The following is a 23,302-nucleotide window of genomic DNA, read 5'->3' as shown; positions in this document are numbered from 1 at the left end:
AAAACTCGTCCTTTCCCAGCTATTTTGTCAACTTTTGCAGGCGATACAATGCGTTCATCGCATCCAGTGGAGTCATATCAAAAAGATCCAGTTTGGCCAGTTCTTGTAAAACTTTCACTTCCGATTTCTTTGGATGCTTGACGCTTTTCTGTGGTCTTTCCTCTTCCTTGAATAATGACAGCTGCTTCGTATCAGCCTGGTCTTGAATTGGTCCGGGCTGGTCATAATTTTCAAATTCACGTAAGATGGAACTGGCTCGGGCAATTAATTGATCGGGAAGATTGGCAAGCTTTGCAACATGAATCCCGTAGCTTTTATCGGCAGCACCAGCTTTAATTTGATGGAGAAACACGACATTCCCTTCATACTCTTCCGCACGCACATGGATATTTTGAAGTTTGTCCAATGATGCTTCCAACGCAGTCAATTCATGATAATGGGTTGAAAATAATGTTTTGGCATGAATGTTATTGTGGATATATTCGACAATCGCTTGAGCCAATGCCATCCCATCATAAGTGCTTGTGCCGCGCCCGATTTCATCGAGTAAAATTAAACTTCGCTCCGTTGCATTCGTAATGGCATGATTGGCTTCAAGCATTTCTACCATAAATGTACTTTGGCCGGAAACCAAATCATCAGCAGCACCGATTCGGGTAAAAATTTGATCAAAAATAATTAAATCCGCTTCATCACACGGTACAAAACAGCCAATCTGTCCCATGATCACCGTAAGTGCCAATTGTCGCATATACGTACTCTTCCCGGACATATTTGGACCTGTAATCAATAGCACCTCTGTTTCCTGATCAAGTACTACATCATTAGGTACAAACGATCCGTCCTTCATTACTTGTTCAATCACTGGATGCCGGCCATTCTTAATCGACAATCGCTTATCCACAAACCGTGGACGCTGATAATTATTTGCTTCACTTACAGTTGCAAATGCCTGCAGGACGTCAATTCGGCTTACAATATCCGCCAATTCCTGTAAAACTGAAATTTGTTCCTTCAATTGATCGCGAATTTCAAGGAACAAATGATATTCCAGTTCCACACTTTTTTCTTCTGCTTCTAAAATAAGCTGTTCCTTTTCCTTTAACTCTGGTGTTACAAAACGCTCAGCATTTGTCAACGTCTGCTTACGTTCATATCTCCCTTCAGGCAGCAGGTGTAAATTGGCTTTGGTTACTTCAATATAATAGCCGAACACACGGTTGTAACCAATTTTTAACGACTTTATCGTTGTTTCCTGTTTCTCTTTCTGTTCCAGTTCGGCGATCCACTGTTTACCATTGCGGGATGCATCGCGGTATTTATCCAATGTCTCATTGTAACCATCTTTTATGATCGCCCCCTCCTTGATGGAAACCGGTGGATCGTCTACTAAACTATTCTCTAATATGGTCACGATCTGTTCTGGAAAGTAAACCGCATCACTTAAATCTTTTATTCGAGGTTCGGGAAATTGCTGTAAAACAGCTTTTAATTCAGGGATTTTCACCAGTGATTGTTTCAGTTGAATTAAATCACGGGCATTTACATTACCAAAAGCAATTCTTCCGGCTAGCCGTTCCAAATCATATACAGATTTCAACGTTTCGCGTAAACCATCTCGCTCCATAAATCCTTGATAAAACCCGTCAACAATCGATAAACGTTCTTCAATAAGCTGTCGATTGATTAGAGGACGCTCCAGCCATTTTTTTAATAGTCTCGATCCCATTGCGGTTACGGTCTGATCAAGTACCCATAACAAGCTGCCATGCTTTCCTTTTTTTAAAATTGTCTCCGTCAGTTCCAGATTGCGTTTCGAATACATATCCAGAGACAAATAATCCTGTAATGCAATAACCTTGGCAGGCTGCAGGTGATCAAGCGACCTTTTTTGGGTATGCTGGATATAATTTAACAATCTGCTAAATGCCTTCATTAACCGCTCATCATTTAACTCATCACATAGATTACGATATTCTCCATTAAACGTAATTTCATCTTGAAAAGAAACGGTCACATTTAGCTTCCCTGCTAAATCACACTGCCAATCCTCCGGTAAATTAGAGGAGACAACGATTTCTTTGATAGGTTGATTGTACAACTCGTGTATAACCGCATCCCATCCATGGTTTAGCAGCGCAATTTGATTTTCTCCGGTTGATAAATCATTATAGACAATGACAAATGAGCCGTCCTGAAAATGGGAAAGACTAGCAATATAGTTATTTTCCCGCTCGTTTAACATATTTGTTTCCATGACCGTTCCAGGGGTTATCAATTGAACAACCTCGCGCTTCACAACACCTTTTGCTGTTTTCGGGTCCTCTACTTGTTCGCAAATTGCTACTTTATAACCCTTTTCAATTAAATTTTTTATGTAATTTTCTGCCGAGTGATATGGTACCCCACACATCGGAATTGGTTCCTTCTGACCCGCATCCCGTTTCGTCAGTGTAATTTCCAGTTCCCTTGCTGCCTTGATAGCATCGTCAAAAAACATTTCATAAAAATCACCTAAACGAAAAAATAAAAAAGCATCCTTGTGTTCCGCTTTAATTTGTAAATACTGTTCCATCATGGGTGTATATTTTGCCATCATTAGTCCTCCAGAAAAGCCATATATATTGTCTTATTATAGCATATATCAAGAGAATGAATCGACTGACAAAAGCTTATAAAAAAACTTACGAGAGAATTGCTCCCTCGTAAGTATTCTAGTCTTTACTGCTGCTGCTGCTTTCATTTAGAAAATCTGGATTAACATCGTTTAGTTCCTCGTCTGTTATATCAAAACTCCAATCCTCGTCATCATCATCTTTTTCACAACCCTTTGGATCCACTTTAACACAGATCTTTGTTTCCCCGATTATTTGTACAACAAATTCACGTTCAATCTCAACAACAATTTTATGACCCTGATTTGCAATCTTGCATTCAAGACAATTTGGCTGCTGCACGACTTTACAAATAACATCATAGTCATCATTTAAGCAGTTGTCATCCTTGATGGATAACGGAATATAATCACAGTATGTTACCCTTTCTGTTACTACTTCTGTTTTTGTATTGTCATTATAGGAATACCAAATGTTTATATCGTAGCTGCCATTCACCTCAACCGTATCTTCGGACTTTTTCTTGGCATTATACAAATGATTGATTACCCAGCAGCCAAGAATACTTGACGGTCTATGTGATGGCGTTACGGAATGAGTTGCCTGCGTGAATTTGCGTCCCTTACCGCAAACTGCTTTTGTGATGATTTCTCTATACTCTTGTTCAAGAAAACTCATAATTACGTTTACCTCCTCTTTTTTCATAGTCATTTTATGCAAGACAAATACCTAAAGTGCATAGCTAAATTATTTGTCTTAAAAGAGGGGGAACCGTTCTTGAAAAAGTAAGTCTACAAACTCCAGGCGGAGATGCCCGATCCCCGCCTGGAATTTGTTAGTGGCTGCATGCAGAACTATTTTTTACTTTTGATCCTGTTTCACCTGAAAGCAGGTCACCACCAGTTGATTCAATTACTTTATTTGTTACTTCCCGGGCAATTGTACCAGTAACAAGCTGCAGGACATCGTTGACAACAATTTGTGTTTCTTTAAATTCCTGAACAACCGGAATTTCATCGAGCTCACCCTGAAGCCGATCTATTTCCACTTCAACCTTCTTTAATGCTTCCTTTTTTTCATAGGCCTGGAAATTAACGGCTTGCTTTTGCAAAGCCTTAATCCGATTAATTAACTGTTGTACTTTTTTATTTTCATTTATTTTTGCTTCAACCTGCTTAAAACGATCAATTTCATCTGTATTTGCAAGCATGTCTGCCAATCTTTTGGCTTGATCCAGTACTTGAGTACGTGTATATTCCGCCATTTTAGTTCACCTCTACCGTATTTTCTGCCATTACTCCATTTAATGACCATGTTTTTGCTTCGGTAATTTTTACATCAACAATTTTTCCTATCGCCGATTTCGGACCTTTAAAATTAACCAGTTTATTTCTTTCTGTATACCCGGCTAAAACATCCGGATCTTTTTTACTCTCGCCTTCAACAAGTACTTTAACGATCTTTTCCTGGTACTGTTTCATGGATGAAGCCGATTGTTTATTGACAAGCTCATTTAAACGATACAAGCGCTGCTTTTTCACTTCCTCTGGTACATTATCCTTTTTCCGCGCTGCAGGTGTACCTTCACGAGGAGAATAGATAAATGTATAGGCTGCTTCAAAACCAACCTCTTCCACAAGTGTCATCGTTTCTTCAAATTGCTCATCTGTCTCATTTGGAAACCCAACAATGATATCTGTTGTCAATGTCGCATTCGGCATTGCTTTACGAATTTTGCGGACTAGTTCCAAATAGTCTTCACGGGTATATTTCCGATTCATTTTTTTCAATATTTCACTACTTCCGGACTGAACCGGCAAGTGAATATGATCAAGTAAATTACCGCCTTTTGCAAGCACTTCAATTAACCGGTCATCGAAATCTCTTGGATGGGATGTTGTAAAACGTACCCTTGGTATATCAATTTTATGAATATCATCCATCAGGTCCCCAAGGCCGTATGTGATGTCTTCAAAATCTTTTCCGTACGCATTGACATTTTGCCCAAGCAGTGTCACTTCCTGATAGCCTTGTGCTACCAAATGGCGTACCTCCTGGATGATATCCTCTGGTCTGCGGCTCCGTTCTTTCCCACGGGTCATTGGTACGATACAATACGTACAAAACTTATCACAGCCGTACATGATGTTTACCCATGCTTTAATTTTTCCTTTGCGTGCTTTCGGAAGATTTTCGATGATGTCCCCTTCCTTGGACCACACTTCCACAACTTTTTCCTTGCCGAACATTGCTTCTTTAACTAACTGTGGCAGACGATGAATATTGTGCGTTCCAAAAATCAGGTCAACTTGTGGATGTTTTTTCATGATCCGGTTAACAACGGATTCTTCCTGGGACATACAGCCACAAACACCAAGGATTAAATCTGGTTTTTCCACTTTTAATGGTTTCAGGTGGCCGATTTCCCCGAACACTTTATTTTCTGCATTTTCCCGAATGGCACATGTATTTAATAGAATGATATCCGCTTCGTTCGTGTCAGCTGTTGACTCATAGCCCATATCCGTTAAAATACCTGCCATGACCTCTGTATCATGTTCATTCATTTGACAGCCATATGTACGGATCAGGAACTTTTTCCCTTTACCAATGTTTTCCATATCCTCAGGGATACCAAAATCATAATGAACCGTTACTTTATCGCGCCCGCGTTTCCGTGCCTTATTCAGATTTGGTGGCTCATACGTCGTTTCAAAATACTTGGCAAAATCAGCACTCGTTTTTTCGCTTAATGGTTTGTCCTGTCCGGATTTTCTGTCCGCGGCACCCATCTGCTTAATTTGTGACTGTTCCTTTCGCTGTTGTTCGTTCATTAACGAAACTCCTTTCTTTATATCAAACACTAATTTACACATAGGTGTACATTATTACAGTATAATGCCTATACACAAATTAAACAATACGTGCGAAAAATCCGCAAACGAAAAAACCTCCCTTTATGGAATAAGTAGTTCACTTACCGTGGGAAAAATATCAATCTCATTACAACTAGCATCGAGGTTATGAACGACCAAATACAGGGGAAGAGCCATCACTCGGTCACTCAATGATATTATGAACGACCAAACGCAGCGGAAGATCCATCATTCGGTCACTTATTGAGGTTATGAACGACCAAATGCAGCGGAACAGCCATCATTCGGTCACTTATTGAGGTTATGAACGACCGAATGCAGCGGAAGATCCATCGTTCGGTCACTCAACGATGTTATGAACGACCGATTGCAGTGGAAGAGCCATCATTCGGTCACTCAATGATATAAGAACTACCGAACAACGTTATTGTCAATTATTACTATAAATACGAAAAATAGCATACTGATCACGATACGAATTGGCCAGCCATTAGACTTGTTAATTTAGTTCTTCTCCATTAAAAGTGAACTACTACTTGGGAAGCAAATGTCTACTTTTTCTAAGCTTCCAGATAAGACGGCAATACCGAGCTGCCCATCAAATACTGGTCAACCCGCCGAGCCACTTCACGCCCTTCATTAATCGCCCAAACGATTAAACTTTGACCGCGTCTTGCATCACCAGCCGCAAAGACCTTTTCAACATTCGTAGTGAAGTCTCCGTATTTTGCTTCAACTTTTTTATTGTTTGTATGCACTTCGAACTGTTGCAGTATTTGTGGCTCTGGCCCTTCAAATCCAATGGCAATTAGCACAAGCTGCGCTGGCCAAACTTTTTCAGTACCGGGGATTTCGTTAAAGGTAAACACGCCATTTTCATCTTTGACTTTTTCCATTTGGACCGTGTGTAATTCTTTTAAATTCCCGTTATCATCCATAACAAATCGCTGTGTTTGGATGGAGTACTGTCGTGGATCCTTATTGAATTTAGCGGTTGCCTCTTTGTGTGCATAATCGACAGTAAATATATTGGGATATTCCGGCCACATGTTACTGTTAGCTCTGGCTAATGGCAGTTTTGGATGTTTGCCGAACTGGACAACACTATTACAGCCTTGCCGAAGTGCTGTTGCGATACAATCGGCTCCTGTATCTCCACCACCGATTACAATCACATCTTTTCCTGCTGCATCAATGAAGTCATTTGCTCCCATATCAGCGTTTAGTAATTTTTTTGTGGAACCTGTTAGATAATCCATTGCCAAGTGAACACCCGTTGCTCCCCGGCCATCAATAACGAGATCACGCTGTTTTTGCGCCCCGGTACATAGGATAATTGCATCATGCTTCGCTTTTAAGTCCTCAGCTGAAATGTCTGTTCCTACTTCGGTATTGGTCGCGAAATTGACCCCTTCCTGTTCTAATAGTCTAATTCTCCGTTCAACTACATCTTTTTCCAGCTTCATGTTTGGGATACCATAAGTCAATAATCCACCTGCACGGTCTTCACGCTCATAAACTGTCACCGTATGGCCAGCTTGATTCAATTGGTCTGCACTTGCCAACCCTGCCGGACCCGATCCTACAATGGCAATTGATTTACCTGTGCGTTTGTATAGAATCCTTGGTGTCATCCAGCCATTTTCAAATCCTTTATCAATAATGGTCCGTTCAATACTTTTAATGGTGACAGCCGGGTCAGAAATAGCAAGTGTACAGGATCCTTCACAGGGAGCAGGGCAAACTCTTCCAGTGAATTCTGGAAAATTATTTGTTTTTAACAGCCGTTCCAAAGCTTCTTTCCATTGTCCGCGATAGACAAGGTCATTCCACTCGGGAATTAAGTTATAAATCGGACACCCGGTAGTTGCTCCATTCAGTTCTTCTCCGATTTGGCAAAACGGGGTCCCGCAATCCATACACCGTGCTCCCTGTCTCATTAAAACATCATCAGAGAAAGGAGCGGCATATTCTTTCCAATCCGTTAGTCGTGTAAAAGGATCACGCTCTTCAGCCTCTTCACGCTGGTAATCCATGAAACCAGTAACTTTACCCATGCTATGCTCTCCTTTCCTCTAAAATGATACAGCTTCATGTTTTTTTGTTTCTGAAACGGTCGCTTTCTTGTGCTTTTTTGATTGAAAAGCGTGCATAGCTGCCTTTTCATCTGATAAACCATCATTCTTATATGCGTCAATTTTTTCGAGCATTCGTTTATAATCTTTCGGAATAACTTTCACGAGATTTTTCACGCACTCATTCCAGGCATATAGTACATAAGCTGCCTTTTTACTTCTTGTATAACGATAATGATTTTCCACCATCTGTTTTACTTCTTCTCTTTCCTGCTCTGCTGTAAGTGATTCAAACTCCACCATTTCTTTGTTGCATAACTGTTTAAATTGCGCTAAGTCTTTAGCAAGAATATAAGCAATGCCACCAGACATCCCCGCTGCAAAGTTTTTGCCTACATCACCTAAAATAACGACACGTCCACCAGTCATATATTCACAACCGTGATCGCCAATTCCTTCTACGACAATGTTCGCACCGCTATTTCGGACGGCAAACCGTTCGCCGGCGAATCCGTTAATGTATGCTTCTCCACTCGTAGCACCGTAAAAAGCAACATTCCCAATAATAACGTTATTGGATTCGGATAGTTTTGCAGCTGTCGGGGAGGAAACGACCACTTTTCCGCCAGACAAGCCTTTTCCGACATAGTCATTAGCGTCACCAGTCAGCAGCAATGACATACCTTTTGGGATATAAGCTCCAAAGCTCTGTCCCGCTGAACCGGAAAATCGTAACGTTATGGTGTCTTCTGGTAATCCAGCTTCTCCGTAACACTTCGAAACCTCGCTGCCAACTATCGTTCCTGTCACACGATGTGTATTTTTAATAGGGTAAGTCAAATCTACCCGTTGCTTAAACGTTAAAGCCGGTTTTACAGCAGGTAAAATTTCGCGTAAATCAAGCGATTCCTCCAAATGATGATTCTGTTCTCTCTGACAAGTTCTCGATCCATCAACTTGGAAAAGCAAGGTTGATAAATCCAGAAACTTTGCTTTCCAATGTGCTTTAGCTCGGTCACTTACAGCTAAAACGTCTGTCCGTCCAACCATTTCATCGACCGTTCTGAAACCTAATTGCGCCATGATTTCTCTAACTTCCTGTGCAATATAGTACATAAAGTTAACGATATGGTCGGGGTCACCCATGAATTTTTTCCGTAATTCCGGATCTTGAGTGGCGATTCCTACTGGACATGTATTTACGTGGCACACCCGCATCATGATACAGCCCAGGACGACCAGTGGTGCTGTTGCAAAACCGAATTCCTCTGCCCCAAGCAACGCCGCCATCACCACATCTTTTCCTGTCATCAGCTTGCCATCGGTTTCTAATACTACCCGATCTCTTAACCCATTTAGCATCAGCGTTTGATGTGTTTCGGCGAGTCCCAGCTCCCATGGCAGACCTGTATGCTTAATACTTGTTTTTGGCGAGGCACCTGTTCCACCGTCATAGCCGCTAACCGTAATAACATCCGCGGCTCCTTTGGCAACGCCTGCAGCGATTGTCCCGATTCCTGCTTTTGCCACGAGTTTTACACTTACACGGGCATGACGATTGGCGTTTTTTAAATCATGAATCAGTTGCGCCAGATCCTCGATGGAATAGATGTCATGGTGTGGCGGTGGGGATATTAGTCCAACGCCCGGGGTTGATCCACGTACATCTGCTATCCATGGATACACTTTATTTCCCGGCAGCTGTCCACCCTCACCAGGTTTTGCACCTTGAGCCATTTTAATTTGCAGTTCGTCAGCATTAACTAGATAATCGCTTTTTACACCAAAACGTCCAGATGCAATCTGCTTGATGGCACTTCTTTTTAAGTCACCGGTTTCGCCGATTACAAATCGGTTTGGATCCTCTCCGCCTTCTCCACTATTGCTTTTCCCGCCAATCCGGTTCATCGCAATTGCTAACGCCTCATGTGCTTCCTGACTTAACGAACCAAATGACATAGCTCCAGTTTTAAACCGTTTAACGATTTCTTCTGCCGATTCTACTTGTTCAATTGGTATAGAATCCGTTTGCTTAAAGGTGAACAAATTCCGCAAAAAATTAATTCGTTCTTCATTTGCTGCTTTTGAATATTGCTTAAACAAATCGTAATCGCCCCGTCGGCACGCCCATTGCAGCATGTGAATGGTTTTCGGATTAAACGCATGATGTTCGCCAGTTTTCCGCCATTGAAAATCACTCCCGGAATCCAATGTGTGATTAAGATTATCTGCATAGGCACTTTTGTGACGCTTTATCGTTTCTTCTGCAATCGTGTCTAAATCAATCCCGCCAAGCTGTGAGGCTGTTCCAGTAAAATAGCGGTCAATGACGTTTTTACTAATTCCGATTGCTTCAAATATTTGGGCACCACGATAGCTTTGAATGGTGGAAATTCCCATTTTGGACATTACTTTGACGACACCTTCTGTAATGGCCTGAATATAGCGTTCTACTGCATCTTTATAGCTATATGACAAATGTTTTTCTTTAATTGCTTGACTTAACGTGGCGTATGCAAGGTATGGATTTATTGCATTTACCCCATAACCAATTAAAGCAGCATAATGATGAACCTCTCTAGCCTCACCCGATTCAGCAATTATGCTTACTTTTGTTCGGCTTCCTTGTCGGATCAAATGCTGATGCAATGCACTTACTGCAAGCAGAGAAGGAATGGCAATTGCTTTTTCGTCCATCTCACGGTCCGACAGAATTAGAATATTGATACCTCGGGCAATTGCCTCGTCAGCCTCTTTGCATAACTGATTCAATCCCTGTTTAAGGTCCTTATAAAATAGCGTGTCGATTGTTTTGCTTGTAAATCCCGGATAGCCGCCCCCCTTTAATTGCCGAAGCTGTTCGTTAGATAGTACTGGAGTGTCAACTTGAAGTCTGCGACAGTTTGTTTCATCTGGATGAAGGATATTTCCTTCTGCCCCCAACAGGCTCGTTGTAGATGTAACAAGCTGTTCCCGGTAAGCATCAATTGGCGGGTTTGTTACTTGTGCAAATAATTGCTTGAAGTATGAAAACAAGGATTGCGGATGGTCTGACAATACCGCTAATGGCACATCATTTCCCATCGCCCCAATCGGATCCTTTTCATCGGCTACCAATGGAAGCAAATATTTATGAATATCTTCATACGTATAGCCAAATGCTTTTTGTCTTGTCAGCAAATCAGTAAATGGTTTTTCTGCTTTGGTTTCGATGCTTCTATCCATTTTAACAAGCTCTGTGTCCAGCCATTGGCGATAAGGTTCGCCTTGGGACATTTCTGTTTTAATTTCTTCATCGGAAATGATCCGTCCCTCTTCCAAGTCGACGAGCAGCATTTTTCCGGGACTTAGACGGTCTTTATATAAAACATTGCCCTCTTCCACATCGATGACTCCCACTTCTGATGAAAAGATAAGGTAGTCATCTTTTGTTACATAATATCTTGCTGGTCTTAATCCGTTTCTGTCCAGAATTGCCCCAATTTGCCTGCCATCTGTAAACGAAATCGTCGTTGGTCCGTCCCACGGCTCCATTAAGGCACTGTGATATTCATAGAAGGCTTTCTTTTCCTTCGACATATGCGGATTATTGACCCACGGTTCTGGAATCAGCATCATCGCTGCATGAGCAGGTTTCCTGCCCGCAAGAACAAAAAACTCCAAAGCATTATCCAAAATGGACGAGTCGCTTCCACTTTCATCGAGGATTGGTACTACTTTTTCCAAATCATCACCGAAAGCGTCCGAGATAAACTGTTTTTCCCGCGCTTTCATCCAGTTGACGTTTCCTCTTAACGTATTGATTTCGCCGTTATGCATTAAATAGCGATTCGGATGTGCCCTTTCCCAGCTTGGGAAGGTATTTGTACTGAAACGGGAATGCACCAATGAAAAGGCAGATACAAAATCTTCATCCTGCAAATCAGGGTAAAATGCATTTAATTGTTCTGGTGTCAATAACCCTTTGTAAACAATTGTCTGACTTGAAAGACTGGTAAAGTAAAAACGTTCTTCCCTTTGCCATGCAATCTTTTCAGCTTGCTTCCGAATGACATACAATTTTCGTTCAAACGCCGTATTTTCTTTGATCGCTGGATTTGCACCAATAAACACCTGACGAATGAATGGACAGCTTTCCTGCGCCTTCATTCCAATTTTGTCAATTTTTACAGGTACCGTACGCCAGCCAATTACAGTCTGGCCTTCTTGTTCGACAAATCTATTAATCCGAGCTTCCATCGCTGCTCGGTTCTGATCCTCATTGGAGAAAAAAATCATCCCTACACCGTAGCGTCCTTTATCGGGTAAGTTCATTTCCGAACAAACTTTACGGAAAAAGAGATCCGGAATTTGCACCATTAGTCCAGCCCCATCCCCTGTTGCCGGATCGCTCCCTTGTCCTCCTCGGTGATCCAATTGACAAAGCATGTGCAGACCCTTTTTTACAATATCATGTGTGGGGACGCCATTTATATGCGCATATAGGCCGATCCCGCATGCATCATGCTCAAATTCAGGGTGGTAAAGACCTTGAGCTTTTGGTATTTGATTAAAACGCATTATGTTTACCCCCGTTCATTTTCACACTTGAAGTGAAAATTTTCTTATTTTTATTATAGGTTTTCAAATCAATCTAAACAATATATAATTTAGATTAAAACAATCTATTATTGAGATCAATGTACGGAGGTAAAAAATATGGAATTGCGTCAATTACGGTATTTTATGGAAGTGGCTGAGCGCGAACACGTATCAGAGGCGGCGATCCACTTACATGTTGCCCAATCAGCGGTAAGTAGACAGATTGCTAATTTAGAGGGGGAACTTGGGGTTACTTTATTTGAACGTGAAGGCAGGAATGTGAAATTAACACAAATTGGTAAAATATTTTTAACCCATACGAAGATTGCGATGAAGGCAATTGATAACGCAACAAAACAAATTGATGAATATCTGGATCCGGAGCGTGGAACCATTAAAATCGGTTTCCCTACAAGTTTATCCAACCATCTGTTGCCAAGTGTTATCTCCGCCTTTAAAAAGGAATACCCGAATATCGCCTTCCATTTACGGCAAGGATCCTATAAATTCTTAATTGATTCCGTAAAAAATGGTGATATCGATGTCGCTTTTCTCGGGCCTGTCCCTAAAAAAGACCCCGAGATTGAGAGCCACATTTTATTTACCGAAAGTATATTAGCTCTACTGCCGCTATCCCACCCTTTGGCAGAAAGAAAAAGTCTGTATCTCAGTGATTTAAAAAAGGATGAATTCGTTAGTTTCCCTAAAGGTTATGTTTTGGAGAACATACTAGTGGATGCGTGCAAACAGGCTGGATTTGTACCAAACATCTCATCAGAAGGAGAAGATTTGGACGCTATCAAAGGTCTGGTCGCAGCCGGGATTGGGGTTACCCTCTTACCGGAAAGTACGTTTCACGAAGCAATACCAAGGATGACCGTTAAAATCCCAATCGATATCCCGGAAGTCAGAAGAACAGTCGGGATTATAAAACAGAAGGGTAAAGATTTAGCACCATCGGAAAAAGTGTTTTATAAATTTTCCAAGCAATTTTTCTTGAGGCTGGAAAAGTTTCTCTAAAGTGAAGCTTCATTCCGGTAGGTGGTTTTTTTCCATTACATGTTGGATAAATGATTCAGGTCTTCACAGGGGGTTGATTATTTTTTGAAGTCATGGTGCCCGAGGTCCAACTTGCTTTTAAGAAGCGATAAAAATAGTGCTACGCTGATCACGTAACACTTTTTATAAAAAAATAAATTCAGAGTTATCTAGGTTCGACAATTAATTTAATCGCTGTCCGTTCTTCATTATCGATCATAATATCGGTAAAGGCTGGAATACAAATCAAATCAACTCCACTAGGGGCAACAAATCCTCTGGCGATAGCCACCGCTTTTACAGCTTGGTTTAATGCTCCCGCACCAATTGCCTGAATTTCCGCTGAGCCACGTTCACGTAAGACGTTTGCGAGTGCACCTGCTACTGAATTTGGACTTGATTTAGCTGACACTTTTAATATTTCCATTACTAGTACCTCCTTCATTTACTAATGTAGTTCTAATGTAACTATATTCTTGGAGATGATAGCTTATTACCTTATTATGCAGGAAGAATTCAAATAATTCAAATATCAGCTGAAGAATGGATGGTCATCGTTAATTAAAATACGTTCCATGTTAGAGGCAAAACCGGTTTTATCATCAATTGTCACTAAAATGCCATTCAGCTGTGTTCTTCCCTTTTTATCGACTTCAAAACGCACCGGCAAGCTGGTTAAAAATTTTTTCAAAACTGCTTCTCTTTCTGTACCTAAAATTGCATCATATGGGCCGGTCATTCCAGCATCCGTAATATATGCGGTACCCTGAGGTAAAATGCGCTCATCAGCTGTCTGGGTGTGGGTATGTGTACCGACAACCGCACTGACCCTGCCATCAACATACCAGCCCATTGCTTGTTTCTCGCTTGTTGCTTCCGCATGAAAATCCAGAAAAATGATCTTCGTTCGTTTTTGCGCATCGGCAATTAATTGATCGACTTTTCGGAATGGGTCATCCAGCGCCGGAAGAAATGTACGGCCTTGCAAGTTGATAACCGCAACCTCAGTACCATTTAACTGATAAAAAACGAGCCCTTTTCCAGGTGTACCTTTAGGAAAGTTTGCCGGACGGATCATATATTTGGCATCATCGATGAATTCAAAAATATCTTTTTTATCCCATGTATGATTGCCCATCGTAATTACTTGGGCGCCCCATTCTAAAAATTGTTTATAAATTTTTTCCGTAATTCCTTTTCCTGAAGCGGCATTTTCACCGTTCATAATAACCATGTGCGGCCGGTATTTTTCTTTCAGCCTTGGCAAATATTCCCTGACCATATCTCTTCCTGGTGACCCAACGATATCACCAATAAATAAAATTTTCATTCTTCGTAATCATCCTAACTAAATAGTGTACTCTCAGTGTTTCACAACGCATCAACGTTTGTCAAAACTATTATACCTTAAATGCAATGAAATCGGCGAATCAGGCCAAAATAAAACAAAAGCGGTCATTTACGACCGCTTTTGTTTATTCTAGTTCCAGTGTCCAGCGACTAGTGGACAACACCCGCCTTCGTACGATAAGTCAACATCGATGAAAGAGGAAGTTCGGTTAAAATCGCAACGTCCTGTTGCAACACCGAACTGACCTGCATCCTGCAGCCTCCAGCTCACCGTGTTTCCTTTATCTCCTACGTAGGAATGTTCGGTTAAAACCGCCGCTCCCGGCGGCAACACCGAACCACCCTGCTTGGCAGGGCGCATTCCATACGTTGCTTAACGGACACTTCCACTTTTTTGTTTTATTTTGCATATTCAACTGCTCTTGTTTCGCGGATAACCGTTACTTTGATATGTCCCGGGTAATCCAGTTCCCCTTCAATTCGCTTGCGAATATCGCGGGCAATTCGTACTGATTCAATATCGTCGATTTCATCCGGTTTTACCATAATGCGAATCTCTCGACCTGCTTGAATAGCGAATGATTTTTCCACACCTGTGAATGATTCTGAAATCTCTTCCAGTTTTTCCAAACGCTTAATGTAATTTTCAAGCGTCTCACTTCTTGCTCCGGGTCTTGCAGCAGATAGTGCGTCTGCTGCAGCTACGAGAACCGAAATGATGGAAGTCGGTTCCTCATCACCGTGATGGGAAGCAATTGAGTTGATTACAACTTCATGCTCTTTATACTTGATTGCAAGTTCTTTTCCGATTTCAACGTGACTGCCTTCTACTTCATGGTCAATTGCTTTGCCGATATCATGAAGCAAGCCGGCTCTTCTAGCAAGTGTTTCATCTTCACCCAATTCAGCAGCAAGCAGTCCAGCTAAATATGCTACCTCCGTAGAATGCTTTAACACATTTTGACCATAGCTTGTACGGTATTTTAGACGTCCAAGAATTTTTACCAAATCTGGATGTAAACCATGTACTCCAACTTCAAATGTTGTTTCCTCACCAACTTCCCGTATATACTCGTCAACCTCGCGTCTTGCTTTATCCACCATTTCTTCAATCCTTGCCGGGTGAATTCTGCCATCCTGTACGAGTTTTTCCAATGCCATACGGGCTGTCTCTCTCCGAATTGGATCGAATCCCGATAAAATAACCGCTTCTGGAGTATCATCGATAATTAAATCGATTCCTGTTAACGTTTCTAACGTTCGGATATTCCGGCCTTCACGTCCGATAATACGGCCTTTCATTTCATCATTTGGAAGGTTTACAACAGATACGGTTGTTTCAGCAACGTGGTCTGCAGCACAACGTTGTAACGCAAGGGAAAGAATACTTTTCGCTTTTTTATCGGCTTCTTCTTTCGCACGGTTTTCAGCTTCTTTTATCATTAATGCTGATTCATGTGATACTTCTTGTTCGATGCGCTCTAAAATAACCTGCCTTGCCTGGTCAGTTGTATATCCTGAAATGCGTTCAAGCTCCGTTTGCTGCTCTTGTATCATCGCTTCCACTTTGCTTTCCATTTCTTCAATTTGTTGTTGTTTTTCTGTAAGCGATTGTTCCTTTTTCTCGAGCAAAAGTTCTCGCTTGTCCAGTGTTTCACTCTTTCTGTCCAGATTTTCTTCTTTTTGTGTCAGACGATTTTCCTGCTTCAGCATTTCATTTCGTCTTTCTCTTAATTCTTCCTCTGTCTGCTGGCGAAGTTTATGGTTCTCGTCCTTCGCCTCAAGAAGTGCCTCTTTCTTAGCGGCATCTGCATTCCGGTGTGCCTCATCCACTATTTGCTTCGCTAAACTTTCTGCACTGGAAATTTTAGCTTCAGCTATAGATTTACGAATCAGATAACCAACAACAATACCGACGATTAGGGTAAGCAAAATGGAGATGATTAAAGTAATATCCACGGATTTCACCTCCTATTGCTATAAAATTGTACAATTCATTATTGTCGGCATGTACCATGTTCAATGAATAAATAACAAAAAATGTATAATAAAAATTATAAAATTATACATATTAATTTTAATTCCCATTATAGCCAATGTCAAGGAAACGTCACAACTAAACGAAACTTAATTATATAAGCTCAAAAACTGGCTTGTTCCTGATAATAGATGAGGATGAAATACCAGCACAAAAGCGGAAGCGTCCGTTTAGCGACGTATGGACTGGACTGAGCCGTAGGAGATAAAGGAAACACGGTGAGCTGGAAGCGAACCGATGTTGACTTATCGTACGAAGGTGAAGGAAGTCCACTAGTCGCTGGGCGCTGGAGCTGGACGTGGCCTACTCTGCTGAGAGCAGAATAGAGCCCAAATTTATATACTTTCTTACCTTTCAAAAAATAAACCCCTTGCCATCTATTTGACAAAGGATTTATTTCTCCATGCAGTTATGTTAATGAATCAAACATCAAGCGTTTCTTGTTCACCTTCCACAGATTCGTTATCGGATTCATCCAAATTATAATGTGCCCTGATTGCGTCATGAATCTCTGCCATGGCATCTTCATTTTCTTTCAAAAATTGTTTGGCATTTTCTCTTCCTTGCCCAAGACGTTCTTGATTGTAGGAATACCAGGCACCACTTTTTTGGACAATATCCAGATCGGAACCAATATCAAGGATTTCACCTTCTTTGGAAATCCCTTCGCCATACATAATATCAACTTCTGCTTGTTTAAATGGTGGTGCAACTTTGTTTTTGACAACTTTAATTCTAGCTTTATTTCCTACCATGTCGTTACCTTGCTTTAAGGTTTCGGCACGACGAACTTCCAGTCTTACGGAGGAATAAAACTTTAGGGCTCTGCCACCAGGAGTTGTCTCCGGATTCCCGAACATAACTCCTACTTTTTCTCGTATTTGGTTAATAAAAATTGCAGTAGTTTTTGATTTATTAATAGCCCCTGACAGTTTTCGCAGTGCCTGCGACATAAGACGTGCTTGTAAACCCACATGGGAATCTCCCATTTCACCTTCAATTTCCGCCTTTGGAACTAATGCGGCAACTGAGTCTATTACAAGAATATCGACCGCACCACTTCTTACTAGTGCCTCAGCAATTTCCAAAGCCTGTTCACCAGTATCCGGTTGGGACAAAAGTAGTTCATCAATATCAACACCTAATGCACGGGCATATGTCGGATCGAGTGCATGTTCGGCATCGATGAACGCTGCTTGTCCGCCTTTTTTCTGTGCTTCGGCAATCGCGTGAAGCGCTACCGTTGTTTTACCTGATGACTCAGGGCCATAAATTTCGACAACCCGTCCGCGTGGGTAACCGCCAATTCCTAATGCCACGTCCAATGCAAGAGAACCGCTTGGGATCGTTTCAATCTTCTGTATTGGCTCCTCACCAAGCTTCATAATCGATCCTTTTCCAAATTGCTTTTCAATTTGCCTTAACGCCATATCTAAAGCTTGTTTTCTATCACTCAATGATTGTACCTCCTTTAAATTAACTATATACATCATAACTTGTTTTTCGTTTTTTGCCAACAAAAAAGTCGAATAAACGTTCTTGTTTTTTATCCGACTGTTTTGCTTTAAAACACTATTTTGTTGTAACCTTTTCTTTGAAAAAGCGATTTTTCCTATAATGAAGAACACCATTTTACAATTTTAGATAGTTAAAAAGAATTTCATAACCTTTGATAACAGCTTTTCTGCGCACCGCTGCTCTATCACCAGCAAAGGTGAACTTTTCAGCTTGCTCATTCCCGTTCTTCGTGACAATTGCAATATAAACGGTACCAGCTTGCTGCCCTTCAATGGTGTCTGGCCCGGCAACGCCAGTGAAGCTAATTCCAACAGTAGAATCCAGCAGCTTTCTGACATTTGCTGCCATTTCCAGAGCGCATGCTTCACTGACAGTCCCTTTTTCCCGAATGGTTGCGGGGGAAATATGCAGCACATTTTCCTTCACTTTTGTATCATAGCAAACAATACCACCACTAAAGACAGCGGATGCACCTGCAATTGCCACAAGTTTATCGGAAAACATACCACCTGTCAGGCTTTCAGCGGCTGCCAGTGTCCAGTCCTTTTCTTTTAATAACTGAAACACTTTTTCTTCTAATGTTTCATTATCAACTCCATAGCAATATTGACCAACACCATCCAATATTTGTGTCTTTGTTTGCTGAATTAGCTGCTCTGCTTTTTTGGAAGTATCTGCTTTTGCCGTGATCCGAATGGCAACACCATTATCCTGTGCTAACGGTGCAATGGTCGGATTTGATTGTTGATCGATGATTGGTTTTAGTTCATGCTCCAGCCGTGATTCACCAATGCCAATAAATTGCAGCATGGTTGATCGAATAATGGAAAACTCACCGGTACGTTTTGTGAGTGCCGGGAGAACATGATTCGTAACCATCGGCTTCATTTCCTTTGGTACACCCGGCAAAAACACCCACGTTTTTCCTTGATGGGTGACGATCATTCCAGGTGCCATTCCAACATTATTCTTAATTACCTCAGCACCAGCAAAAGTGCGTGCCTGCTTTTTATTATTCGGTGTCATCTTATTTTGCTGCTTGCGGAAAAAGGATGCTATCTTTTCCATTGACGCTTTGTGTTCGACCATTTCCAACTTGGTAAGGCGTTGAAATGCCTCTCTTGTCAAGTCATCATCTGTCGGACCTAACCCCCCCGTAACGATGATAACATCAGATCTTTTCGAAGCCTGTAAAAATTGTTCGTAAACCCGGGTTAAATTGTCACCCACTACAGAATGATAATAGACATCAATTCCGGACAGCGCCAGTTGCTGTGAAATCCATTGTGCGTTTGTATTGGCGATTTGTCCAAGTAACAGTTCCGTGCCAACAGCGATAATTTCGGATTTAATTTGTCCCATTATTTTGCATCCCTCATTACATTCCAATTTTTAGCAAAATAATCATACCCAGAAAGAACGGTAATAAATAAGGCTACATATAACATTATCCTATCAAATGGAAAATTCACATAGGCAAATGGAAAATTATGTAGCAGCAATGCTGCGATTGCAACAATTTGGGTCACCGTCTTAAGCTTTCCCATCTTGCTAGCTGCCAGCACAATTCCTTCTCCGGCCGCAACCAGCCGTAAGCCTGTAACCGCAAACTCCCTGCTAATAATAACAATTACTAACCAAGCAGGTGCTAAGTCCATTTCGACTAGTAAAATAAATGCTGCGGAAACAAGCAGCTTATCTGCCAGCGGATCAAGGAATTTACCCAAATTTGTAACCAGATTATATTTCCTCGCGTAATACCCATCAATCCAGTCGGTCGTGGAAGCAACAATAAATAATAATGCTGCGGCAAAGTCAACAGCCGGAAGTACAGCCTCTCCCATTTGCCATTCGCCCCAGTCAAACGGAACACTAAGAAGGATAATAAAAATCGGGATTAAACAAATACGTGATAGCGTTATTCGGTTAGGTATATTCATAATGTTTACCTCCTGTTTTTGGCGGTGCTTTATAATGTAAAACTTCATTCAGTAGGGGTATTAGCGCCCGTAAATGCGTGATAAAACCCTTCCACATTCGTTTTAGAGGAAGGGTTTTTAGAACATTTAGCCGAATGCCCGCTGAAATGTTTACTTGCTTTATTCGGGTGGTGATAAATTGATCCATAGCTTTTGGTGAACATTTTCTTGCGGATCTGCCGGATATTCCAGTTCAACACCATTGATTGTTATTTTCAAATCAGGTGCATTACCGATATTCAGGTAAATTCGTTCATCATCCGAAACATCGAATTCCTGTGGTGAATTATCCGCCGACAATTCTTGCGCGTAGTAAGATTTTCCATCACCATTTTCCATTCCCAAATAGGTATTGCCGTCCGATTCAAGTGTTATTTTTATTTCATCTCCGGCATTTTCCAGTTCCAATGTTGATTCAGGGCTCGCACCGGTACCCTTTTCCACAACGGTTAATTTTGGCTCCGGAGTATTAGATTCGTCATTCGTATTATCAGACTGTTCTTCGTCAGCTGAATCGTCTGCCGTATTATCATCTGCAGTTTTTCCATTTTGTTTATTGTCGTCCGGCTCATAAATAATTTCATTGTCATCCGGTTTATCTACCGGACCAGCACTATCCTTGGAAATTGCTTCTTTATAAAAATACCAGGCAGCAAAAACAATGCCGATCACTAATACGACTACAATAATGGTAGGTAAAAATGAAAACACTGCCGGACTTTTCGTCGACGCATTTTCTTTCCTTGAGCGCTGGATTCGTGTATATTGGGCTGTACTTTCTTCCTCTGTTTGCGGAATTTCCTCTCTATACTCCTCTAAAAGTTCATTCGGATCCAATCCAACAGCCGCTGCATATTCTTTAATAAATGCTTTTGCATAAAATTTACCAGGCAAAATATGGAAATTCCCTTCCTCGATTGCCATTAAGTATCGTTTTTGAATTTTCGTGGTTTCCTGTACACTATCAAGTGATAAATCTTTTTCCAATCTCGCCTCTTTAAGTTTTTCACCTATTTCCATTCATAACACCATCCATTTTAAAAATCAAACATCGAAAAACCGTTGTCTTGATGCACTTGCGGCCGCTCAACTGGTTCATATGTAATTTCTTCATTCTCATTACTGCGCAGTTCGATAATATAATCAAAATCATCCAGCTCATATTCAGTCGACTGAACAAATATATCTGGATGCTCGACAACTTTAATTGCCGGAAGCTGCATGATTTCCCGTACTAACTGCCAATGCTTTTCATTGGCACGCCGTGTTGATACAATGCCATCAATAATATATAAATTATCACTGTTATATTCATCCTGAATTAATTGGCTCCGGATTGTCTGCTTTAATAATGTACTTGATACAAATAACCAGCGTTTGTTTGCACATACACTTGCTGCCACAATTGACTCTGTTTTCCCGACACGCGGCATGCCACGAATCCCAATTAATTTATGCCCTTCTTTTTTATATAACTCGGCCATAAAATCGACTAACAACCCTAATTCATTTCGGACAAACCGGAATGTTTTCCGGTCATCAACATCACTGTGAATATATCTTCCATGTCTGACTGCTAATTTATCACGTAACTTAGGTTTCCTCAATTTCGTTATTTTTATCGTATCCATTGTTTGTAAAACTGATTTTAATCGTGTGATTTGTTCATCCCTTTTGGAAAGAAGCAGCATTCCCCGTCTTGAATTTTCCACGCCATTAATGGATATAATGTTGATGGACAACATTCCCAATAAGGAGGATATATCACCTAATAACCCAGGACGGTTGTGTTGAATTTCGTATTCAAAATACCATTCTGTTTTCTCCATAGTCCGCTCCTTTAAATGCAGATACTTTTTTACGATCACATTCTATTCTATAATAAATGATTTTTCCTGTTCTGAAAAGTAGATTGTCAAGATAAATCCAGATTGCTAGAAAAATATTCCGTAAAGTACACTAGCCGCCGGGCGCTGCCAAGTGGACGTGCTAATCCAGCCACTCTGTTATCTACAGCATACAAATGTTGTAACTTCCTGGTAAAAAATATAAAAAGAAGCTGGATTATCAGATCACAGCTTCTTTCAGGCTAATAAGATTATTTTGCATTTCCTTCATTTTGCACAAGCTTTACCATAGAACTTGCGATCGCTTGTCTTTCTTCAGTAGAGGCAGCATTCCACAATTCAAGCAATACCGCTTCTTCATCATTTTTGGCATCAACTCTTTTAGCGAGGTAGTCACCGACCTCATACGCCAAATTGGAAATCGTTTGCTGGCTCATCCCTTGCTGTTCAGCTTGCTGCATTCGGTTAGCCAGGAAATCCTTCCACGTATCAAAGTTATCCAAAACAGACATTATTACAGCCTCCTTCTTTTTTACATGTATAGTATTTGAATTTCTTTCTCATTTATACACATAAAGTGAAACTTCATTTAGTGGGGATTTCCGACGGACAGGAGGTGTTAGTGCAGGTGAAAACATGCGGACGTGACGGTTTAGCCTGCCGTTACCAGCCACCATTTATTTCGATGATTTCCCCTTGAATGTAGTTGGATTTTTCATCAAGGAGAAACCCGACAACATGGGCAACTTCATCTGGTTTTCCAACCCTGTTCATCGGGATTCGCTCCAAGACGGCATCGATTTCAGACGGTGTCAAGTGACCATTCATTTTCGTATCAATAAACCCCGGACTAACGGCGTTTACCGAAACACCACTAGGCGCAACTTCCTTGGCCAAAGCTTTCACAAAGCTATTCTGTGCGCCTTTGACCGAGGAATACATCACCTCATGGCTGGCACCGACATTTCCCCAAATGGATGTAATAAAAATAATCGAACCGGATCGCCGCTTGATCATCGGCGGCAATAATTGTTTGATAATCAGCCATGGTGCCTTTACGTGTAACGTTAGCATGCTATCCATTTCTTCAGTGCTTGCCTCCTGAAACAGTCCATATCGTGCGGTACCACTGGTAAAAATAATCGCATCAACAGGAAAAACCAATTCATCAAGTAATGCAGCAATTTCATTTTGCTTCGTTAAATCAGCTTGTATTTCCAGCAGAACCTGTTCTTGTTTTATCCTGTCATGCAGCTTTTCGATTGCTTGTTTGTTTTGATGATAATGGAGCATAAGCTGGTAACCATCATCGGCCAATTCTTTGGCAATTGCTATGCCAATATCTCCACTTGCTCCAATAATAAGTACATTTTTCCCCATAAAAT

Annotated in this window: 17 protein-coding genes; 1 reads left to right on the top strand and 16 read right to left on the bottom strand. The window is 41.1% G+C overall.

Features of this window, described 5'->3' with window-relative positions:
• Positions 1 to 19: 19 nt before the first annotated feature.
• From mutS to gltB, 6 genes are all read right to left on the bottom strand, one after another.
• Positions 20 to 2,596 (bottom strand): DNA mismatch repair protein MutS, encoded by a 2,577-nt coding sequence (gene mutS, locus IEX12_RS02690; RefSeq protein ID WP_188724615.1) that lies wholly within the window; start codon positions 2,594 to 2,596, stop codon positions 20 to 22.
• Positions 2,597 to 2,714: 118 nt separating this feature from the next.
• The gene (gene cotE / locus IEX12_RS02685) at positions 2,715 to 3,293 is read right to left on the bottom strand and encodes an outer spore coat protein CotE (RefSeq protein ID WP_102415237.1); all 579 of its coding nucleotides are present in this window, start codon (positions 3,291 to 3,293) and stop codon (positions 2,715 to 2,717) included.
• A 157-nt stretch (positions 3,294 to 3,450) separates the two neighbouring features.
• Positions 3,451 to 3,879, bottom strand: coding sequence for a YlbF/YmcA family competence regulator (locus IEX12_RS02680; protein WP_102415238.1), 429 nt, complete (start codon positions 3,877 to 3,879; stop codon positions 3,451 to 3,453).
• 1 nt (position 3,880) lies between these two features.
• Positions 3,881 to 5,449 (bottom strand): tRNA (N6-isopentenyl adenosine(37)-C2)-methylthiotransferase MiaB, encoded by a 1,569-nt coding sequence (gene miaB / locus IEX12_RS02675; RefSeq protein WP_088050271.1) that lies wholly within the window; start codon positions 5,447 to 5,449, stop codon positions 3,881 to 3,883.
• A gap of 602 nt (positions 5,450 to 6,051) precedes the next feature.
• Positions 6,052 to 7,548 carry a glutamate synthase small subunit gene (gene gltD / locus IEX12_RS02670; RefSeq protein ID WP_188724614.1) on the bottom strand — a complete coding sequence of 499 codons (1,497 nt, stop codon included), beginning with the start codon at positions 7,546 to 7,548 and terminating at the stop codon, positions 6,052 to 6,054.
• An 18-nt stretch (positions 7,549 to 7,566) separates the two neighbouring features.
• Positions 7,567 to 12,126, bottom strand: a complete 4,560-nt coding sequence (gltB, locus tag IEX12_RS02665) for a glutamate synthase large subunit (RefSeq protein ID WP_102415241.1) — start codon at positions 12,124 to 12,126, stop codon at positions 7,567 to 7,569.
• A 138-nt stretch (positions 12,127 to 12,264) separates the two neighbouring features.
• Here gltB and gltC point away from each other — a divergent pair, with 138 nt between their 5' ends.
• The gene (gene gltC / locus IEX12_RS02660) at positions 12,265 to 13,167 is read left to right on the top strand and encodes a glutamate biosynthesis transcriptional regulator GltC (protein WP_088050268.1); all 903 of its coding nucleotides are present in this window, start codon (positions 12,265 to 12,267) and stop codon (positions 13,165 to 13,167) included.
• Positions 13,168 to 13,351: 184 nt separating this feature from the next.
• Here the strand turns inward: gltC and spoVS are convergent, their stop codons facing one another.
• The 10 genes from spoVS to ymfI form a co-directional block, all read right to left on the bottom strand.
• Positions 13,352 to 13,612 (bottom strand): stage V sporulation protein SpoVS, encoded by a 261-nt coding sequence (gene spoVS, locus IEX12_RS02655; RefSeq protein ID WP_028782854.1) that lies wholly within the window; start codon positions 13,610 to 13,612, stop codon positions 13,352 to 13,354.
• Positions 13,613 to 13,717: 105 nt separating this feature from the next.
• Positions 13,718 to 14,515 carry a TIGR00282 family metallophosphoesterase gene (locus IEX12_RS02650; RefSeq protein WP_088050267.1) on the bottom strand — a complete coding sequence of 266 codons (798 nt, stop codon included), beginning with the start codon at positions 14,513 to 14,515 and terminating at the stop codon, positions 13,718 to 13,720.
• Between the two features lie 419 nt (positions 14,516 to 14,934).
• A complete protein-coding gene (gene rny / locus IEX12_RS02645) occupies positions 14,935 to 16,494 on the bottom strand; it encodes a ribonuclease Y (RefSeq protein WP_088050266.1) in 1,560 nt (519 codons plus the stop codon).
• A 501-nt stretch (positions 16,495 to 16,995) separates the two neighbouring features.
• Complete coding sequence (gene recA / locus IEX12_RS02640) at positions 16,996 to 18,030, bottom strand: recombinase RecA (protein ID WP_155554351.1); 1,035 nt, start codon at positions 18,028 to 18,030, stop codon at positions 16,996 to 16,998.
• Positions 18,031 to 18,205: 175 nt separating this feature from the next.
• A complete protein-coding gene (locus IEX12_RS02635; protein WP_155554352.1) occupies positions 18,206 to 19,453 on the bottom strand; it encodes a competence/damage-inducible protein A in 1,248 nt (415 codons plus the stop codon).
• The gene (gene pgsA / locus IEX12_RS02630; RefSeq protein WP_155554353.1) at positions 19,453 to 20,031 is read right to left on the bottom strand and encodes a CDP-diacylglycerol--glycerol-3-phosphate 3-phosphatidyltransferase; all 579 of its coding nucleotides are present in this window, start codon (positions 20,029 to 20,031) and stop codon (positions 19,453 to 19,455) included. Before pgsA ends, IEX12_RS02635 begins: the two co-directional genes overlap by 1 nt.
• A gap of 159 nt (positions 20,032 to 20,190) precedes the next feature.
• Positions 20,191 to 21,090: a helix-turn-helix domain-containing protein gene (locus tag IEX12_RS02625; RefSeq protein WP_155554354.1), complete on the bottom strand. Its 900-nt coding sequence runs from the start codon at positions 21,088 to 21,090 to the stop codon at positions 20,191 to 20,193.
• Between the two features lie 17 nt (positions 21,091 to 21,107).
• The gene (locus IEX12_RS02620) at positions 21,108 to 21,899 is read right to left on the bottom strand and encodes a DUF3388 domain-containing protein (RefSeq protein WP_155554355.1); all 792 of its coding nucleotides are present in this window, start codon (positions 21,897 to 21,899) and stop codon (positions 21,108 to 21,110) included.
• A 269-nt stretch (positions 21,900 to 22,168) separates the two neighbouring features.
• Positions 22,169 to 22,429, bottom strand: coding sequence for a DUF3243 domain-containing protein (locus tag IEX12_RS02615; protein ID WP_155554356.1), 261 nt, complete (start codon positions 22,427 to 22,429; stop codon positions 22,169 to 22,171).
• Between the two features lie 151 nt (positions 22,430 to 22,580).
• Positions 22,581 to 23,297, bottom strand: a complete 717-nt coding sequence (gene ymfI, locus IEX12_RS02610; RefSeq protein ID WP_155554357.1) for an elongation factor P 5-aminopentanone reductase — start codon at positions 23,295 to 23,297, stop codon at positions 22,581 to 22,583.
• Positions 23,298 to 23,302 lie beyond the last annotated feature (5 nt).

The organism is Lentibacillus populi (genome assembly GCA_014642895.1).
GTDB lineage: Bacteria > Bacillota > Bacilli > Bacillales > Amphibacillaceae > Lentibacillus_C > Lentibacillus_C populi.
Note: the sequence above shows the minus strand (reverse complement) of the source record. Positions and strands in the feature narration are given on the sequence as shown.

Coding starts and splice junctions, on each gene's coding strand:
- IEX12_RS02680 (WP_102415238.1), bottom strand. CDS start 3,879: ATGGCGGAATATACACGTACTCAAGTACTGGATCAAGCCAAAAGATTG.
- cotE (WP_102415237.1), bottom strand. CDS start 3,293: ATGAGTTTTCTTGAACAAGAGTATAGAGAAATCATCACAAAAGCAGTT.
- IEX12_RS02625 (WP_155554354.1), bottom strand. CDS start 21,090: ATGGAAATAGGTGAAAAACTTAAAGAGGCGAGATTGGAAAAAGATTTA.
- gltB (WP_102415241.1), bottom strand. CDS start 12,126: ATGCGTTTTAATCAAATACCAAAAGCTCAAGGTCTTTACCACCCTGAA.
- gltD (WP_188724614.1), bottom strand. CDS start 7,548: ATGGGTAAAGTTACTGGTTTCATGGATTACCAGCGTGAAGAGGCTGAA.
- spoVS (WP_028782854.1), bottom strand. CDS start 13,612: ATGGAAATATTAAAAGTGTCAGCTAAATCAAGTCCAAATTCAGTAGCA.
- gltC (WP_088050268.1), top strand. CDS start 12,265: ATGGAATTGCGTCAATTACGGTATTTTATGGAAGTGGCTGAGCGCGAA.
- miaB (WP_088050271.1), bottom strand. CDS start 5,449: ATGAACGAACAACAGCGAAAGGAACAGTCACAAATTAAGCAGATGGGT.
- pgsA (WP_155554353.1), bottom strand. CDS start 20,031: ATGAATATACCTAACCGAATAACGCTATCACGTATTTGTTTAATCCCG.
- IEX12_RS02635 (WP_155554352.1), bottom strand. CDS start 19,453: ATGGGACAAATTAAATCCGAAATTATCGCTGTTGGCACGGAACTGTTA.
- IEX12_RS02615 (WP_155554356.1), bottom strand. CDS start 22,429: ATGTCTGTTTTGGATAACTTTGATACGTGGAAGGATTTCCTGGCTAAC.
- mutS (WP_188724615.1), bottom strand. CDS start 2,596: ATGGCAAAATATACACCCATGATGGAACAGTATTTACAAATTAAAGCG.
- IEX12_RS02650 (WP_088050267.1), bottom strand. CDS start 14,515: ATGAAAATTTTATTTATTGGTGATATCGTTGGGTCACCAGGAAGAGAT.
- IEX12_RS02620 (WP_155554355.1), bottom strand. CDS start 21,899: ATGGAGAAAACAGAATGGTATTTTGAATACGAAATTCAACACAACCGT.
- ymfI (WP_155554357.1), bottom strand. CDS start 23,297: ATGGGGAAAAATGTACTTATTATTGGAGCAAGTGGAGATATTGGCATA.